This window comes from Paenibacillus camerounensis (assembly GCF_000723885.1).
GTDB lineage: Bacteria > Bacillota > Bacilli > Paenibacillales > Paenibacillaceae > Paenibacillus_AQ > Paenibacillus_AQ camerounensis.
The window spans coordinates 107,227-125,278 of sequence record NZ_CCDG010000006.1; the positions used below are offsets into that span (position 1 = coordinate 107,227).

The 18,052-nt window shown below is 54.1% G+C and carries 18 protein-coding genes; 15 read left to right on the forward strand and 3 right to left on the reverse strand.

Annotation, left to right across the window (positions count from 1 at the left end; all coding sequences use genetic code 11):
* Window positions 1-146 precede the first annotated feature (146 nt).
* The 5 genes from BN3772_RS02280 to BN3772_RS02300 all read left to right on the forward strand — a co-directional run bounded on the left by BN3772_RS02280 (window position 147) and on the right by BN3772_RS02300 (window position 5,014).
* Window positions 147-902: an AraC family transcriptional regulator gene (locus tag BN3772_RS02280; RefSeq protein ID WP_042196218.1), complete on the forward strand. Its 756-nt coding sequence runs from the start codon at window positions 147-149 to the stop codon at window positions 900-902.
* A gap of 125 nt (window positions 903-1,027) precedes the next feature.
* Window positions 1,028-1,393 carry a Na-translocating system protein MpsC family protein gene (locus BN3772_RS02285; protein ID WP_052380339.1) on the forward strand — a complete coding sequence of 122 codons (366 nt, stop codon included), beginning with the start codon at window positions 1,028-1,030 and terminating at the stop codon, window positions 1,391-1,393.
* Between the two features lie 248 nt (window positions 1,394-1,641).
* Window positions 1,642-2,196, forward strand: a complete 555-nt coding sequence (locus BN3772_RS02290; RefSeq protein WP_042196223.1) for a UbiX family flavin prenyltransferase — start codon at window positions 1,642-1,644, stop codon at window positions 2,194-2,196.
* Complete coding sequence (locus tag BN3772_RS02295) at window positions 2,196-3,539, forward strand: UbiD family decarboxylase (RefSeq protein ID WP_042196226.1); 1,344 nt, start codon at window positions 2,196-2,198, stop codon at window positions 3,537-3,539. The genes BN3772_RS02290 and BN3772_RS02295 overlap by 1 nt, the downstream gene beginning before the upstream one ends.
* 1,205 nt (window positions 3,540-4,744) lie before the next feature.
* Window positions 4,745-5,014: a BMC domain-containing protein gene (locus tag BN3772_RS02300; protein ID WP_197071538.1), complete on the forward strand. Its 270-nt coding sequence runs from the start codon at window positions 4,745-4,747 to the stop codon at window positions 5,012-5,014.
* 105 nt (window positions 5,015-5,119) lie between these two features.
* Here BN3772_RS02300 and BN3772_RS30490 read toward each other — a convergent pair whose 3' ends face one another.
* Window positions 5,120-5,350, reverse strand: a complete 231-nt coding sequence (locus BN3772_RS30490) for a hypothetical protein (protein WP_052380340.1) — start codon at window positions 5,348-5,350, stop codon at window positions 5,120-5,122.
* Between BN3772_RS30490 and BN3772_RS02305 the strand changes: the two genes are divergently transcribed.
* From BN3772_RS02305 to BN3772_RS02350, 10 genes are all read left to right on the forward strand, one after another.
* Entirely contained in the window at window positions 5,349-6,332 is a 984-nt protein-coding gene (locus BN3772_RS02305) for a hypothetical protein (RefSeq protein ID WP_042196227.1), read from the forward strand. The genes BN3772_RS30490 and BN3772_RS02305 overlap by 2 nt on opposite strands.
* A 48-nt stretch (window positions 6,333-6,380) precedes the next feature.
* Window positions 6,381-6,815 carry a BMC domain-containing protein gene (locus BN3772_RS31675; protein ID WP_086074356.1) on the forward strand — a complete coding sequence of 145 codons (435 nt, stop codon included), beginning with the start codon at window positions 6,381-6,383 and terminating at the stop codon, window positions 6,813-6,815.
* A 54-nt stretch (window positions 6,816-6,869) separates the two neighbouring features.
* Entirely contained in the window at window positions 6,870-7,151 is a 282-nt protein-coding gene (locus BN3772_RS02315; protein ID WP_019908484.1) for a BMC domain-containing protein, read from the forward strand.
* An 8-nt stretch (window positions 7,152-7,159) separates the two neighbouring features.
* Window positions 7,160-7,900, forward strand: a complete 741-nt coding sequence (locus BN3772_RS02320; protein ID WP_042196230.1) for a hypothetical protein — start codon at window positions 7,160-7,162, stop codon at window positions 7,898-7,900.
* A gap of 71 nt (window positions 7,901-7,971) precedes the next feature.
* Window positions 7,972-8,253 (forward strand): EutN/CcmL family microcompartment protein, encoded by a 282-nt coding sequence (locus BN3772_RS02325; protein ID WP_042196232.1) that lies wholly within the window; start codon window positions 7,972-7,974, stop codon window positions 8,251-8,253.
* A 3-nt stretch (window positions 8,254-8,256) separates the two neighbouring features.
* Window positions 8,257-10,071, forward strand: coding sequence for an adenine deaminase (locus BN3772_RS02330; RefSeq protein WP_042196235.1), 1,815 nt, complete (start codon window positions 8,257-8,259; stop codon window positions 10,069-10,071).
* Window positions 10,072-10,229: 158 nt separating this feature from the next.
* The gene (locus BN3772_RS02335; protein WP_042196238.1) at window positions 10,230-10,913 is read left to right on the forward strand and encodes a cyclase family protein; all 684 of its coding nucleotides are present in this window, start codon (window positions 10,230-10,232) and stop codon (window positions 10,911-10,913) included.
* A 21-nt stretch (window positions 10,914-10,934) separates the two neighbouring features.
* The gene (locus BN3772_RS02340) at window positions 10,935-11,540 is read left to right on the forward strand and encodes a DUF1989 domain-containing protein (RefSeq protein ID WP_244444658.1); all 606 of its coding nucleotides are present in this window, start codon (window positions 10,935-10,937) and stop codon (window positions 11,538-11,540) included.
* Between the two features lie 227 nt (window positions 11,541-11,767).
* Window positions 11,768-13,999: a helix-turn-helix transcriptional regulator gene (locus BN3772_RS02345; RefSeq protein WP_042196245.1), complete on the forward strand. Its 2,232-nt coding sequence runs from the start codon at window positions 11,768-11,770 to the stop codon at window positions 13,997-13,999.
* An 80-nt stretch (window positions 14,000-14,079) separates the two neighbouring features.
* Window positions 14,080-14,682: a class I SAM-dependent methyltransferase gene (locus tag BN3772_RS02350; RefSeq protein ID WP_042196247.1), complete on the forward strand. Its 603-nt coding sequence runs from the start codon at window positions 14,080-14,082 to the stop codon at window positions 14,680-14,682.
* A 608-nt stretch (window positions 14,683-15,290) separates the two neighbouring features.
* On the opposite strand, the gene BN3772_RS02360 is transcribed toward BN3772_RS02350, so the two are convergent.
* Window positions 15,291-16,901 (reverse strand): extracellular solute-binding protein, encoded by a 1,611-nt coding sequence (locus BN3772_RS02360; RefSeq protein WP_042196249.1) that lies wholly within the window; start codon window positions 16,899-16,901, stop codon window positions 15,291-15,293.
* A gap of 249 nt (window positions 16,902-17,150) precedes the next feature.
* Window positions 17,151-18,044, reverse strand: coding sequence for a carbohydrate ABC transporter permease (locus BN3772_RS02365; RefSeq protein ID WP_042196252.1), 894 nt, complete (start codon window positions 18,042-18,044; stop codon window positions 17,151-17,153).
* Between the last annotated feature and the right edge of the window lie 8 nt (window positions 18,045-18,052).

An 18,052-nucleotide genomic window follows, 5' to 3' on the forward strand; every position in this document is an offset into this window, starting at 1 on the left:
GTCAATTCCCGAACAAGATGGCCAGTCAGGTTGCGAATCTTTCGTTTAATTGATACGATCATAGCAAATACAGAGACAAACTTTTATATACATTCGGTCATTTTTTTACACGATTCGGCTAAATGAAAAAGAGAAGGAGGATCAACATGGATCGAGTCCTATATATTGTAAATGCGGAGCATGAAGCAGATACCCATATCCCGCGCCATCAGCATGAATGCTTCGAGCTGGTTTATTACATTCACGGGCTCGGCACCTGCAGCATCGGACCGCGCAGCTATCACTTCCGGCCGCACTCCTTTGCGCTGATCCCGCCTAATTTTAAGCATGATGAGAATCACCAGCCCCGCTCCGAGGTACTGTTCGTCGGCTTTCATTGTGAAAACCCGGCAATCAGTACATTGTCCGGCGTATTTGAAGATGACAAGGAGCATACTGTCCTGCAGACGCTGGTGCGGATGAACGGGGAATTCAAGCGCAAGCGTGAGGGCTTCTCCGAGCTTTTAAATTTGCAGATGAGCGAAATAACAGTACACCTGCAGCGGCTGCTGGGCGGCTCCGGCTTCCAGTCCCCGGTACAGGACCAGATGCAGTATGTGCTCAACTATATGGAGGAGCATTACCGTCAAAAGCTGTCCGTCCAGTCACTGGCGGAAATGTCCGGGTACAGCTATGACCGGTTCCGTCATTTGTTTAAGGAGCGCTTTGGTGAATCGCCCCACCGTTATCTTTTACTAAAACGCATCAATTATGCCAAATCTCTCCTGCTGCACACCCAAATGCATATTTCGGAGGTATCCGCCACAGCCGGATTCGTGAATGATGCCCAGTTCTGTAATATGTTCAAAAGAGAGGTCGGCTTCTCCCCCCGTACCTTCCGTGTCCGCAGTAAAGTTATATAATGTAACATAAGTCATTTACTTTGGCAGGATTTTCTCTATAATGAAGTTTATCTTATTGAAAAAACAGCACTTAAGTGCTGAATCACCCGTTTCACGTAAGATATCATTACAGGGGAGTGATCTTCTTGAACGTCTCTCTGCTGCTCTCCTCCAATGAATACAAGAAGAAGCTGTCCCGCTGCTACAACGAGGTCCACAAGGAGCTCTACGGCGTCGGTGTAACCCAGCTCCGTCTGGAGGCTGCCAATGAGACCATGATCATGTTTCTGGTGAAGCACCAGCGGGTTGCTGCACTGCGCGCCCTTGAGGAGCATTATCCGGAGCTCAAGCAGTCCGTGGATGCTGCGCTGCATCAGGAATTCAAGCGGCGCATCCAGAAGAAGCTGGCCGAGGAGCTGGAGCTGCCGGTTGCGGGCGTACTCAGGGACTATGATCCCCTGACAGCCTGGGCCTGTACCGTTGTAATCTGTGATACCGGTGCCGAACAATGAAGCAGGATTTATCTTGCGGAATTCAAGCAGCCGGAATCTATATGAAGCAAGTTGAATAATCTGAATAGCAGGCTGCATTTCGGTTTATCCTGATGCGCCGCATTTATACTAAGGTTAGCCCTATATCTGTTCACAGATTGCCGGAAGCCGTTGATTAGAGAACCCCTCTCTATTTCAGCGGCTTCTTTTTGTTATACACGAGTGAGAACATGGACATTTAAGCTCTCTGCTAAAGGAGATTGCCGCTTATGCGAATTGTAGTATCTATCACGGGAGCCAGCGGCTCCATCTACGGTTATTCCCTGATCCGCAGCCTGCACCAGCTTGGTGTGGAAACCTATATCATCGCTACCGGCGCCGGGGAGAATGTGCTCGGGTACGAATGCGGCATTCAGCTGCAGGAGCTGGAGCAGTACGGAACCGTGCTGTCCAACACAGACCTGTTCGCCCCCGTAGCCAGCGGTTCATTCAAAACGGACGGGATGGTCATCATCCCCTGCTCGATGAATACACTCGGCGCTATCGCTAACGGTATGGGCGATACCCTGCTGAACCGGGCCGCCAGCGTTGTACTGAAGGAGCGCCGCCGGCTGGTCATTGTCCCGCGCGAGACCCCCCTGCATCTGATCCATCTGGAGAATATGCTGCGGCTGGCCCGCGCGGGTGCAGACATTGTGCCCGCCTCTCCCGGCTTCTATAATCACCCGACCGAGATCTGGGAGCTGGTGAACTTCATGAATGCCAGAGTGCTGGATGCGTTCGGCATTGAGCATCAGCTGATGAAAAGATGGGGGGAGAGCTAATGGCAGCCGTCAATATCAGGCAACTGCTTCACCGCTGGGAGCCGGGCGGAGAATTGCTGCGTATCCGCCGGGAGGTTGACCCGCGCTTCGAGCTTGGCGCTGTGGTGAAGGCTGCCCGGGGTAAGCAGGCGTTGCTGTTCGAGAAGGTCAAAGGCTACACCGGACCGATGGCTGTTGGCCTCGGCGGCTCCAAGGAGCTGATCGCTGACAGCATGGATATGACTCCGGAGGAGCTGCTGCCCAAGCTGATAGCTGCGATTGTCCAGCCTACGCCAACCCGGCTGGTGCAGCAGGCCCCGGTGCAGGAGCAGGTAATCACCAGCAGGATCAGCCTGCAGGAGCTGTTCCCGGTCTGTACGTATCACGCGGAGGACAGCGGCGCTTATTACGTCTCTGGCGTCATGGTCGTCAAGGGTGAGGACGGCCGCAAGCGGTACACCTCCATCCGGCGGATGCAGCTGCTGGACGGGAACCGGACCGGCATTCTCATCTCTTCGCCGGAGCTGTTTCAGCAGTATAAGGATTTTGAGGCACGCGGCGAGCCGCTGGAGTGTGCCTTTATGTTCGGGGTAGTCCCGGCAGTGGTGCTGGCTTCGCAGATCAGCACGCATCTGTTCCACACCGACAAGCTGGAGGTGGCCTCTACCCTGCTCGGCCAGCCGCTGGAGGTCGTCCGGTGCCGGACGGTCGATCTGGAGGTGCTGGCGGAAGCAGAGGTTGTGTTCGAGGGCCGGATTTTGCCTGGTATACGCGAGCCGGAGGGCCCGTTCGGCGAGCTCGGCGGCTATTACGGCCCGCGGACCGAGCAGCCGGTGGTCGAAATCTCGGCCGTCACCCACCGCAGCGATTCCGTCTGGCAGACCATTCTGCCGGCCAGCTATGAGGAGAAGCTGCCGATGGCTATCGCCCGCGAAGTCGCCCTGCTCGGCTCTGTCCGCCAAGTCGTTCCGGGCGTGCAGGCTGTGCACATCACCATGGGCGGAGTCGGACGCTATCACGCCGTCATCCAGATCCGCAAGGTTCAGGAGGGCGACGGGAAGACAGCACTGCTGGCTGCTTTTGCCGGGGATAAGGATCTCAAGCATGCCGTGGTGGTCGACGAGGATGTCAGTCTGCTGGACCCGCTCGATGTCGAGTGGGCCATCGCCACCCGGGTGCAGGCCGACCTCGACCTGTTCATCGTGCCGGGAGCCAAAGGCTCACCGCTCGAGCCCTCGCACAATCTGCGCGGCGTATCGGCCAAAATGGGCATCGACGCCACCTGCCCCCTCGCCCACCGGGAACAGTACCGGAGAACCTATATTCCGGGGCAGGATAAAATCCGGCTGGCGGATTATTTGTAGCATGTGTGGCGGGGGGAGTGCGATAGGACTATACAGGAATGGAATGTCGGCTTACCAAATGATGTATAGCAGGGATTTGCAGGAATCAGGCTGGATCTCCTGTACTACGGGCAGCTGGATATCTGCCACTTTGGGGATTGCATGGAGCGAACAACACTCTTAGTATCGACGCCTGGTTGACAGTGACTCCTTACTAGAATTAACACCTTGTTTGCAGCCTCTCCTTTTGCGGGAATAGCTGCAGTGAAGCTGTATTTCATACAACTAAAAGTACTCGATTTAGCTAAAACAAGCCTTTCACGCCAGTTTAGTTGTACGCAATACACTTAAAGCGGCGTGGAGCGAAAAAAACGGCCTTTTAGTTGTATGGAGTGCAATTATGCTGAAGTTTGATGGCTAAGCCGTGAGGGACTGTTGAGTTGCGATGACTTGATGCTGAGTGTCGGGAGCTACTTAGTTACGGTGATTGGTTGCTCAGCGGTGAGGAGCTACTTAGTTGCGGTGATTTGATGCTGAGTGTCGGGAGGTACTTAGTTACGGTAATTGATGCTGAGTGTTGAGGAGCTACTTGGTTACGGTGATTGGTTGCTCAGCGGTGAGGAGCTACTTAGTTACGGTAATTGATGCTGAGTGTTGAGGAGCTACTTAGTTACGGTAATTGATGCTGAGTGTTGAGAAGCTACTTAGTTACGGTAATTGATGCTGAATGTTGAGGAGCTACTTGGTTACGGTAGTTGATGCCGAGCGTTGAGGAGCTACTTAGTTACGGTAATTGATGCTGAATGTTGAGGAGCTACTTGGTTACGGTGATTTGACGCTGAGTACCCGAGCTAACGTTAAATTGCATTTTACAAAAATAGCTCCACAGTGCATTACCTGTTGAATTAAGTGGAATTACTCCACCTATTTCCTGGAAATATCCCGGATAGGCAGCATTAGTAGTAAAAACTCCACTTAATTATCCTGTGTTACCCCTATTAGAGGCTTATAGTCGAAATTAAACTGCTTTTATCGAACTAATCATTAGAAATTCTGGGAATCAGAAGAATTACATGGCGGAAATCCAACTAAATACTGCGTACTCACCGATCCGGAGAATCTTAGATCATCTCATCGTACCTTCCGCCTCCTTCTTATCCTAGCAGGCTAATTGTCAGGCTTAACCTTCAGGCGTTAGTACCGCCTGCAATACTTATAGGAGGTGGATCATGCAAGCTATCGGCTTAATTGAAACGCGAGGCCTGACCCCGGCGCTGGAAGCGCTGGATGCCATGTGCAAGACCGCCAATGTGCGGATGGCCGGCTTCAAGCGGGTCGGCTCCGGCCTGATTACCGTTATCGTCGAAGGGGATGTCGCGGCGGTAACTGCCGCTGTTGAGGCCGGCCTGGCTGCTTACCCAAAAACCGGCGGGCAGCTCGTGTCATCTAATGTCATCCCCCGCCCGCATGCCGATCTCGCCAGAATGCTCCTTTAACCTGCAAGCAGTATTCAAGTCATCAGGGAGGTGATTACCCTTGTCCAGTTTCATGAAAGATGTTGTGGCCGAAGTACTGCAGCGGAACCGTACCCCGGCTCCCGCTCAAGCAAGTTCTGCTACATCTGCTAAATTTGCTTTGTCTGCTACGCCTGCCACATCAGCTACACCTGCTACGCCTGCCACATCAGCTACACCTGCTACGTCTGCTACATCAGCTACACCTGCTACATCTGCCACGCCTGCTACATCAGCTACACCTGCTACGTCTGCTACATCAGCTACACCTGATGCGTCTGCTGCTGGCTGCACTGCCGGCAGCAAAAAAAACTGCATGCATACCTGCTCCACCCCAGGAAATTGCCCTAAGCCGGAGCTGACACTTCCGCTTAAACGGACCAATTACCAGAAGGAGCAAGCGGCCAAACGGCTGGCCTCCATTACTGCCGATGCGGCTTCCGCTGTCGGCAATGTGCAGCAGCGGCCCGCGGGCGGCGCCAGTATTGCCCGAGCCGCTGGAGCTGCGGGACCTTCGCGGCCGGCAGCTGACTTAGCCTTTCCGGCAGCAGCTGCATTAGGGTCGCCGGCCCTCCCGGCGCAAGCGGCCCCGCCTCGCCAATTCGCAGAACAGTACCTGTCTCCGCTGCTTCAGCGCACATTAACCCGTCCGGAGCAGCTGAACAACAGCTCGCCGGACAGCGCGCCCGCACGATCCTCCGCCCCGGCAGATGCACAGGACCCGCTGGAGCCTGTCCGCCTCCCTGCCGCGGATATGGATGTCTGGCTGTTCCCCCGCATCCGCGACGATCTCCGCCCGCTGCTTGGCAGCTCGGCAAGGGATTACAGCACAGCCGGGATTATCAGCGCTCCTTCCTGCCAGCCGGGCCAGCTGTTCGCCGCCGACGAGCTGCTCCCGCAGGACTCCGGCCTGGAGGCCGATATCAGCTGGAGTGCGGACGGCGGCGGCTTTGAGCTTAAGCTGTTCGGCCAGGATCAAGAACGGGTCGCGGATAAGCTTAAACAGCTCACCGCCCGGATGCAGCACGATGCCGGTTCAGCCGTCCGGATCTGGATCAGCCGGGAACCAGGCCAGCTGCTGCGCCGCTACTTTGGCGGCGGTCCGCAGGAAGCCGTTGCCGTAGTGGCCGGCTCATCCCGCTGGAACAGCATCGGTATCGCGGAGCAGTGGCTGCAGCGCAATCCGCACTCAGGCTTACGCCTGAGCATGGAGCGCGGCTGCTGCATTCTCACCGGTTCCGCCGGGCAGATGGCTGCAGCTGCCAGCGGACTCGCCGGCTTGTCTGCTCCGCGCGGATAAGCTTAGCCGCTGACGCATGGCAGATCAATGAACAAGGAGGCTCCTTTCATGCAAGCACTTGGTTTAATTGAAGCGCTGGGTTATACCACCGCTGTCTCAGCGGCAGATGCCGCACTCAAAGCAGCAGATGTGCGGCTCGTAGCCGTCGAGAAGATCATTGGAGTCGGCGGATCACTGGGTGTCACCCTGCATTTCAGCGGCGATGTTGCTGCTGTAACCGCATCTGTTGAAGCCGGCAAAGCAGAGGGCCGGCGGGTTGGCACCGTGGTGTCCGCCCATGTCATTGCCAAGACGCACAGTGATGTGACCGGCAGGATTCTTGGCAATTACCTATTGCCTGATGATAATAGCGCCCCGTCTGCCGGTGCTCCCGCTCCAGCTGCATCTGCTGCCATCCCGCAACCGCAGCCATCCGCTGAAGAAGCTGCTACACCGGATCAGTCAGCGCTGGATGCAGATCTTTCTTCAGGCTCACCGGACTAGAGTCTAAATTAAAAGCTCTTAAACCCAAAATTAAATTTAACGGAGGTTATTCATATGGGAGAATCACTTGGCTTGATCGAAACAAAAGGTCTGGTAGGCGCAATTGAAGCAGCCGATGCAATGGTTAAGGCGGCGAACGTCGAGATTTGCGGCTATGAAAAAATCGGCTTCGGTCTCGTAACCGTAATGGTCCGGGGCGATGTCGGTGCAGTAAAAGCCGCGACCGATGCAGGCGCTGCCGCTGCCAAGCGTGTCGGGGAGCTAGTGTCGGTGCATGTCATTCCGCGCCCGCACAGCGAGGTTGAACGCGCCCTTCTGTCCAAGGGCATTGAATAACCAAGGCTATGGACAGCCGGCATAGTACGGTTGCAGCCAATACCCTGCTCAGCCTGGCATACCGGTCCAGGGAGCAGGAGCTGAATCGGGACTTTCCCCGTGTCCTGATTCTGCTGACCGGCCATTTCATCAGCATGGAGGAGGGCTATACCGCCATCCGGCAGCTGGACCATTTCAGGATGAGGTTAAAGCTTGCCGCAGATGAACCGCTGCTCCGGGACATTTCCATTCAGCAGCTTGCGGCAAAAACAGGGATTGATGATATCACCGTTCCAGCCGCCCTCCGCTTACTCACACCGGAAGCTGCCGATCTTCTGTTTCTTCCGGTTCTCTCATTGCCTCTGATATCCCGCTTATCTGCGCTGGATGCAAGCGATCCCTATGTGGAGCAGATTATCCGCTTCGTGTGTGCCGGCAAGCCAGTCGGCGCACTAACACTTGGAGCTAATCCGGGACATTACCGCTGGGGAGAGCAGGGTCTTCTGCATGCCCCTCCGCGGCTAAAGGACGAACTGAAGAGGAAGCTCGCAACGCTCGAAGACTTCGGCATAACCCTGCTGGAGCCGGATCAGGTGAACCATTGGATAACTTCTGTCCAGTCACGGCTGCATAAGCAGGTACTTACCGCCGAGGACATCCAGGACGCTGCAAAGCTTGGCCGAATGTCGATCAGACTGTCCGCCCCGGCCGTAGTTACTCCGCTTGCCGCTGATCTCGCCAGACAATACGGTATAGAAATCATTTATTGAGTCCCTTTGAAATCGGGCAGCAGACGGCTAATTCATTTATGACTTTATCAAGCATACGAGGTGACAAGCACATGAAGCTGGGAATCATTACGGGGCATGTCGTTGCAACGAGAAAAGACGACAATCTCATCGGCGCCAAGCTGCTGATCGTTCAGCCGATACTACCGGATCTAACACAGGCTGGCCAACCCATCATCGCCGTCGATACCGTAGGCGCGGGAATCGGCGAGACGATTATTTATGCGATTGGCAGCGTGGCCTCAAGAGCAGCACAGCAGCCGAATGCCCCGGTGGATGCTGCAATTGTCGGAATCGTGGACAGTATCGATTGCGCTAAGCCAGGAGGTGTATAACAGATGATCACTACTGAGTTAAAAGATGCCATCCAGCGCCGTCGGATGATTGATGTGCTGCTCTCCGGCAGCGCTTATGCCGACCTGGTGCTGAAGGGCGGCTTCATTATCAACGTCATTACCCGGGAGATTTATCCCGGCGATGTTGCCATTAAAGGTGACCGGATTCTGCTGGTCGGTCAGGCCGATAAGCTTATCGGGCCTGCTACAGTTGTCGAAGACGTGAGCGGCAAGTTTATAAGTCCCGGCTTCATCGATTCCCACATGCATTTTGAGAGCGCAATGCTGACGGTAACGGAATTCTCCAAGCTGTCCATTCCCACGGGAACTACCACTTTAGTGGCTGACCCGCATGAAATCGGCAACGTGCTGGGCGTGCCCGGCATGAAGGCAATGATTGATGAGGCGCGCACCCTGCCCAACCGTGTTCTGTTTACCGTTCCCTGCCTCACTCCCGATGTGCCCGGCCTGGAAACAGCAGGCGCAGATATCACCTCCAAGGATATGCAGGACCTGCTGAACGATGATTACGTGCAGGGCATCGGTGAGCTGCAGGGCTTCAGCAACGTACATCCGGTGTACAATAACGCACCTTATCTGATAGATGATCTGCTGGCTTCTGTCTCTTACGCCAAATCCATCGGCAAAACCATCGAAGGCAACGCCCCCGGCCTGTACGGCCCGGAACTGGCGGCCCATATTATCTGCGGCGGAGGCCATGTCTCCTGTCACGAGACAACGACCAAGGAAGAAATGATGGAGAAGCTGCGCTACGGGGTCAGCGTGTTCATGCGTGAAGGCTCCTCTCAGCGCAACATGGCCGAATGCATCCGTGCGATTACCGAGGAAGGAATGGACTCCAGGCGCGCGATTCTCGTCTCAGACGACATGGTTCCCGAGGACCTGCTCAAATACGGCCATATGAACGATATCGTCCGCCGGACAATCGCTGTAGGCATCGATCCGGTTGAGGCAATCCAGATGGTGACGATCAATCCGGCCACCCACTTTGGCTTCCAGGATATCGGACTGCTTGCTCCCGGCAAAAAAGCCGATATCGCCGTCATCAGCGATCTGGCCCGGATGACCGTTTCACAGGTATATATCGGCGGAGTCAAGCTAGCCGAGAACGGTGAGCTGACCCGTGATATTCCGTCCTACATCTACCCTGAATCCGTCAAAAAGTCGGTCAAGCGGAAACCGGTGAAGCTTACAGACCTGCAGTTCTCCTCCGGCGGAGCGAACGGCAGTGTCCGGGTCCGTACCATTGAGGTGATCCCGGACCAGAATCTGACCGGAGCCGGCATCTATACCGCCCCGGTCATAGACGGTATCGTTCAGCCATCGGTTGATAATGACCTCCTGCCCCTGCTTGTCGTCGAGCGGCACGGCCGCAGCGGCAAGATCGGCAAAACCTTTGTCCGCGGCATGAAGCTGAAGGCTGGAGCCATCGCCGAAAGTGTGGCCCACGACACCCACAACATCATTGTCACCGGCACCAATTACGCTGATATGGTAACTGCAGTCAACCGGGTTATTGCCATGGACGGCGGGATCGCAATGATTGAAGGCGGCAAGGTGGTCGGTGATCTGCCGCTGCGGATCGGCGGCCTGATGACCGACGAGCTGACCGGCAAAGAGATGAGCGCACGAATCGCTGAGCTGCACCGCCTAGCACGGGAGGAGCTGGGCTGCACGCTGCATGTGCCGTTCATGCACCTCTCCTTCCTCTCCCTTGTCACAAGTCCCGCTTGGAAAATCACTGACATCGGCCTAATCGATGCAGACGCGTTCACCGTTCTGCCGCCGCTGGTCTAATCAACATCAACACCGGTATCTTCCGTGTTTACCGTCACTATTAAGCAGCAATTCAACCTTTTTCCACGGTTGTTCCAACACGAGCCAGCAATTCAACGCCAGCACCAGCCGGTCAGGCTCATTGCTTTTGCTATAACATACAAAAGGAGGCCTCTTCCATGGGTATCCAGGTAGTTGATCTGTCCCAGGAAATTTATCAGGGAATGCCGGTGTTTCCGCCGCATCAGAAGACGATGATTTTCCCCAACATGAGCCATGAGGAGAGCAGGCGGAAGCTCGGCTTCGAGTTCGCCACTAATAACCTGCTTATCAACGAGCACGGCCCGACCCATAGCGACGCCATTTATGAATATGATCCGCAGGGGGCTACAATCGATGAGATGCCGCTGGAGTATTTTTACGGCCCGGCTGTCTGCCTGGACCTTTCGCACATCTCTCCGGATGCCTATATTACACGTAGTGATCTGGAGCAGGCGCTAAGCAAAGGTTACCTTCACCTCGACAAAGGCGATATCGTGCTGCTCTATACCGGCCATTACAAACGTGCGTATGGCACAGACGAATGGCTGACCCGCTATACCGGGCTGGATTACGGTGCGGCCGAATGGCTGGCGCAGCAAGGTGTCGTCAATATCGGGATAGATGCACCCTCGATTGATAATCCGCTGGATACTACCTTTGCCGGGCATCTGATCTGCCGAGAATACAAGCTGACCAACACCGAGAACCTGTGCAACCTCGACCAGATCGCGCAGAAGCGCTTCCTCTACTTCGGGCTCCCGCTCAAAATCCGTAAAGGCACCGGCTCCCCCATCCGGGCCGTCGCAGTATTCATTGAATAAATAATGAAGCAGGTGAATCATATGAGAAACGGAACATTAATCGAGGAAATCGTGGTACCGGCCTATGAGGGCAGAAGCGCAAGGGTCCGCAAAGGCCAGACGCTCTATATCATTGATGTGGAGGGCAAGCAGGTCGGTGATTTTGTCTGCTTCAATGCTGCCGATCATGATGAGCATGTCTCCCCTGTTCATATGCGGGCCTCACTCAGCAGTATCCGGCTCAAAATAGGCGACGGCCTGTACAGCAACTGCCGGCAGCCGCTGATGCAGCTGACTCAGGATACGGTGGGACGGCATGATTTCTTTTTTCCGGCATGTGACTATTACCGCTACAAGGTGGATTTCGGGCAGGATGAGCATCCGAACTGTCATGATAACCTCCAGAAGGCACTGCAGCAATATGGCCTGGGGAACCGGGAGCTGCCCGATCCGATCAACTGGTTCATGAACAATAAGCTGGACGATAATCTCGACTATGTCATTGAAGAACCGCTCTCAAAGCCCGGTGATTATGTTGCCCTCCTCGCTCTGACGGATGTCATAGTCGCCCTCTCCTCCTGCTCGCAGGATCTGGCTCCGGTCAATGGATTCAAGGTCACTCCGCTGCTGATGCAGATTACTGGTTGAATACAGAGTGAACTTAAGAATCCGCCTGACTCCATTCTTAAGTTCAGCAATATAGTCGCATATGTACAGGAATATCACTTTTGTTCACTCCCCCGGAATTCCGGTTTGTGCAAGGTTGTCAGCTTGCTGCACTGTTCTGTTCACCCTGTGAAGCTTATACTTATACTGTGAACAATACAGAACCAGGCCAAGCTGCCTGTACACAGAATGAATTCAGGGGGATGACAATGAGACTGAACAAGCTCGGCAACCGGAGAGCACTGTACAGCCGGATATTAGTCAGCATGACACTTTGCGTATCCTTGACCTTCCTTGCCTCCACCATCATTTATTACAACTATTACATCGGCGTCGAAAAGACCCAGGCCTTCCGCTCCGACCTCAGCAATCTCACCCAGACCAGCAAAGAGGTTGTGAATATGAACGAGGCTGCACAATCCCTGTCCTTTCAAATCTACCGCAACAGCACCATCTCCAAAATCGTCCTCTACGACAAGCCCGACATCTACGACGTCACCGCCGCCATGTCCGAGCTCGGGAATTACTTAAGCTCCATGCCTTACATTGAGTCCATCTATGTCTACAATCCAAAAAGCGCAAGAATCTACATCGCCTCCTCCCAAGGCCAGAACGGTGTGTATACCGAGCGGGAGCTGGTGGATACCGGGATTCTCGATATTTTGAACCATTATAAGGAATATAAGCCCTTCACTCCGATACCCCGCGTCTATTCGAACGGCGCCAAGGAGAATGATCAGGTCAGGGCCTATACCTTCCTGTGCTATGATGCCATCGGCTGGAACCGTTCAATTAATTCAGCAGTCATTGTGAATATCTCCGCACCCTGGATCAACAAGGAGATTAACACACCGGAAGATTCTGAAAGCGCTACCTTTATTTTGTCTGACAATGGAACCTTCCTGTCCGGCAACAGCCTGGAGCAGCAGGAGCTCGCACCTGAAGAAGCACTGTGGGTGAAGCAGCAGATTAAGGGCGATGCTGAGGGCTATTTTATCGGAAAATTCGCAGGAGTTAACTCCCTGATCTCCTATACCGCACCGGATGCCCTGAGCTGGCAGTATGTCCGCATCACGCCGTATGACATCATCACCAGGCAGACGGACAGCATCCGCAATGCCACTCTGCTGATCGCCGCCCTTATTCTTGTTGGGGGGTTCGGATTATCCTGGCTTACCTCCAGGACGCTATATTTGCCGATCAGCCGGATTGTCAAGGAAATGAATATTCTGGAGTCTGAGAAACGGGACAGCATGTTCATGATCAGGCAGAATACAATGCGCGATCTTGTGCTCGGCCTGAAGCCGCTGCAGTCGATCCAGCAGATGGAGAAGCTGAGACAGCTTGGCATCCATTTTACTTTTAATGATGACTACCGGATGATCCTGCTGCGTATTGATAATTATAAAGAGCTGCGTGATGAGCGCTCCTCCTACCTGCTGGCCTACAAATTTGCGATTATGAACATTGCTTCGGAGATCTGCGGCACGACCTACCGGGTCGAAACCGTGGATATGAATGATGACGGTATCCTTGTGCTGCTGAACATCGTTGACCCGAGCGAATATACCGACACCGGGCTGATCGAAACGCTGCTGCGTCAGCTTCAGCAGGCCTGCTCCGATTATCTCAAAATCAGCCTTACGCTCACCTACAGCCATATCGACCGGAATGCCCAGCAGCTGCACCAGCTCTACAAGCAGGTAAAAGATGCGTCGAACCACCGGCTGTTCTATGGACACGGCTGTATTATCAGCGCACAATCCATTAATGTGCTGCAGACCCATACGTACCACTATCCGACGGAAAAAGAAAAACGTCTCGCCGATGCGCTCATGTCCGGTAAAGTGGAAGAAGCCAGCGAGCATTTCAGCTCGATTATCCGGGAAACGCAGGGCTACCCCTTCCATACTGTGCAATTAGCAGTGTCGAGACTTAGTGTGACGATAAAAGAAATCATCAGCACCGTCCAGAAACGCAATCGCCTGCAGATTGACGGGACGCCGGCACTGCCTGCTCTGGATTCAATCGAAACGGTCACAGAGCTGGAAGAGGCCTTCTCCGCCGTATTCAGTGAAATGCGTGAGCAGCTGTCCGAGAAAAAAAATGCCAAACAGCATGACCTGATCCGCCTCATCAACCAAAAAATTGAGGATAACTACAGAGAGCCGAATCTCAGCCTCAACCAGATTGCCGATGAGCTGGATATGTCGCCAATCTATATCAGCCGCCTCTACAAGCAGCAGACCCTGAACAGCATCGTCGATGTGATCCTGGAGGTGCGGATGCGCGAGGTATGCAGCCTGCTGGAAAATACCGATCTGCCGGTAACCGTTATCGCCGAGCGCTGCGGCTTCACCAGCAGCTCCTACCTGCACCGGATGTTCAAGCGCAGCTTCGGCACGACACCTAACGATTACCGGCGCTCTAAAAATGCATAATGAGGCTGGCTTGAACAGGTGTTAGTCCTAACCTGCTTCTTTATAAATGCAACTAATACTTGGAACGAGGTGACCGGCAAGTGGAAAAGCAGAAGCTGATCCGCATCTTCGACAAGCAGGCTGCCCGGTACGACAGCCAAAGAGAAGATGCCCGGCAGATACGCTGGCGCCGACAGCTGATAAGCCATGCCAAGGGCGAGGTCCTTGAGCTGGCGGTAGGCGCAGGTGCTAATTTCCCGTACTATCCTCCGGGCATACAGCTTACCGCTGCAGATTTCAGCGCGGCGATGCTCGCGAAGGCCAGACGTTCAGCGGAGCAGTATCAGATTGATACTACCCTCATCCGCTCAGACATAGAAGAGCTAAGCTTCCCTGATCATTCGTTTGATACCATTGTGTCTACATTATCCTTTTGCAGCTATGCCCGTCCGCTTCCTGTACTGGAACACCTCAGCCGCTGGTGCAGACCCGGCGGGCAGATCCTGCTTATGGAGCATGGAATCAGCGAGAGCCCGGCCCTTGCCTTGGGCCTCAGAGCGCTCAACCCTCTGCTCTACCGGATCTACGGCTGCCATCATACCCGTGACATCTTAGGTTTGGTTCGTGAATCCGGCCTCACCATCAACAAGTTGGAGAGCCACTGGCGGGGGATGGTACATCTAATCTGGGCCAGCCCCCAATAGTAACCGTAGCATCTAATTGTCTGCCTCCTTGCTGTCGTTGAGCTGCCCTCTCTTGCTCTTGTCCTTGTCCTTGTCCTTGTCCTTGCCCTTGCCCTTGTCCTTGCCCTTGCCCTTGCCCTTGTCCTTGCCCTTGTCCTATTTCTAAGCTGTCCTTACAGCGTCCCGATGCTTCTCTTACATCGTCCTTTTCCTTTCGATACACTATTTTCTGCTCACCTTCTGCCGCACCTCATACCATCTCCAACTAAGCTCCCTCCTCCCCAGCTAAACCAACTTTCCTAAAGCCAGCCTCCATATCTGCCGGAGGCTGGCTTTTCCTGCTGCTCCCCTCTCCCTGCCCCGGAGGCCGCTGGCTGACGGGCTGTGCTGGTTCGGGTTGTGCTGGTCATTCCACGCTTAAAGCAGCGGAGAAAATAGAATGATTGTGGAACAGCGGCAGCGGCCGCCTTTGTGTCCGGATTTTTACCGCCAAGGTATAATCAGAAAATCTGGACACAACAGCGGGTGGAACAACATTCTTTTTTCGGAGCGACCGCTTAAGCAATAATCCCGCACGCACCCAGCAACAAAAAAGCCCCAAAAGCCATTGGCCTCCGGGGCATCCTCCACTATTTAATACCTTTCTCCGCCACATAAGCGTTCCACTGCTTCGTCCACTCCGTCTGGATCTTTTCCAGCCCGGCTTGTTTAGCCTTCTGCAGGAAGGTGTCCAGGCCCTTGTCGATATCCTCTACAAGCCCGGCCTGCAGCGGGAAGAGGTACTGCTTCTCAACCTGCTCAAGCGCCGCTTTTTCCGCCTGGTAGGAGGAGTAGTCCTCCGCAAAGCCGAGGAACAGATCCGGCTTCTGGATTTTATCCAGCTCATCAAAGATGGCCTTCACCCCGTCGAAGCCCTGGTCAAACAGCATATATTCCGGATTCCGCCAGGCCCAGCCGTTCATTCCTTCGCGGGAGAAGCCGTTGCTGGTGCTGGTGCCGACCAGCTTGTAATAGCCGTTTTCGACGGTGTAGTTCTTGCCCTCAATACCGTACTGCGTCAGCAGGTTGTAACGCTTGTCGAGTACCAGCTTTTCATAGAAGGCCAGTGCACGTTCCGGGTTCTTGCTGCTCTTCGGAATCGCAAAGCCGTTATGAATCGGATGCACAGGCGTAGCATAGCCGGTGGTCAGACCAAACGGGGAATACGCCAGCTCCCACTCGGGATGGGTCGTACTAATCTTCATTTTCATGTCGTTATAGCGGGTCGGGTTATCCCCGAACATGCTGGCCGCTTTGCCGGAAGTAATCGGGTCCTGCATCGTGTCCTTGATGTTCAGCACGTTTTTAGGGATAAAGCCTTTGTCCGCCCAGCGCTTCATCGTTTTCAGCTCTTCTTTTTGCTCATCGGAGCCCCAGTAGGTATAGACCGTGGTAGGGGAATCATATTTTACGCCCATTCCGTAAGGGAGTGCACCGACCATTTTGTTAAGCTCCGTATAAATGTAATGGAGATTATTGCCGATATCGCTGTTCAGGGACATTGGCATCAGATCCGGCTCGTTCGCGACAATGCCGTCCATGTACGCCTCATAGCTGGCCAGATCCTTGGGCACCGGCAGATCATATTTCTTGCGCAGATCCTCGCGGTACACAAAGCCGTTGGTCACATACTCCTTATAAGTCGCAGGTACCGTGTAAATTTTGCCGTCAACCTTTACATCCTCCCACATTGATTTCGGGACGAACGTTTGCAGCTCAGGGGCAGCCTTAGGCAGCAGGTCGTCTATTGCCAGGAAAGCGCCGCGTTTTGCATACGACTGATATTGGGTCCAGTCCGCTGTAAAAATCAGATCAATCGCCTGCCCGGAGGAGAGCAGCAGCTTATATTTCTGATCCCAGTCCGTCCAACTGGTGTAGTTGAATTTGACGGTGGCGTTCAGCTCTTCCTGCGCCATTTTGTTGATCTCATCTTGAATGACCGGAAGATCCTTCGGCGCATCCCCAAGCATATAGAACTGGAGCTCCACTTTCTTCGACGTATCGATTCCGGTCTCTGCCGGGGCTGCTGTACTGGCGTTCTCTGTTGCCGCAGGAGTACCTGCGTTGCCGCCTTCTCCGCTGTTTGCCCCGTTTGCGCTGTTACCGCCATTGTTATTGCCCCCGCAGCCTGCAAGGAGCGATAAGGCCAGCGCCGCCGTTGTAAGCGTAACCAGAGATCTTCGGCCTGCTTTCTTTGTCATTATGAACCCTCCTAAAAGTTTTGTTTAGCATACACACCCTTGAGTCACTTCGGACAAAACTCGCTTCGGAAGCATATGCCTAGTTTTGTTTAGCATACACACCCTTGAGTCACTTCGAACAAAACTTGCTTCGGAAGCATATGCCTCGTTTTGTTTAGCATACACACCCTTGAGTCACTTCGGACAAAACTTATTGCTATGTCAGCCGGACAACAGGCACCCTTTGATAGCATGCTCTACTATTCGGTTCTAACCTTTTACAGCCCCGATCGTCAAGCCTTTTACGAAATACCGCTGAATGAACGGGTACAGGAACAGAATCGGTCCGGTAACCACAATGGCCATGGCCATCTTGGTGGATTCTGTCGGCAGGTCACTGCCCAGGCTGACCCCGGTGCCCGCCCCCATATTGGCGATAAACGCCGCGGAGTTGATTACATTGTACAGATGGAACTGCAGCTGATATTTATGCGGATCATTGATGAACAGTGAGGAGGAGAACCAGTCATTCCAGTACGCCAGAGCGAGGAACAGGCCCACCGTGGCAATACCGGGCATCGACAGCTGGAGCACAATGCGCCAGTAAATCCGGAAATCGCCGGCCCCGTCGATTTTGGCCGATTCGAACAGCTCCTCGGGAACCGCCGAACGGATGAAGTTTTTCATCAGAATAATCAGGAACGGGGTCATCAGTCCCGGAAAAATCAGCGCCCCATAAGAATCCGTCAGGTGCAGGTATTTGGTAATCATGATGTACCAGGGCACCAGCCCCCCGCCGAACAGCGTCGTAAAGTAGATATAGAAGGAGAACGTATTACGGTATTTAAAATCCTTACGTGCCAGCACATACCCGGCCATTGTCATAAAAAACAGCCCTGTCAGCGTACCAGTCACCGTCGTGAACAGCGTAACCCCGTAAGCCCGCAGCACCTCATCCGGGAAGGTGAACACCGTTTTGTAGCCCTCCAGCGAAAACTCCGCCGGGATCAGATGATAGCCATCCTTAATAATCGACTCATTGGCTGTCAGGGAGGCGGATATAATCAGCAGGAACGGTATCAGGCAGGCCAGCGAGCCGAGGATAATGACCGCATACGCCAATCCCTGCAGCAGCCTTGTATAATAATCGTCTTTAATATGCATACTCCTTC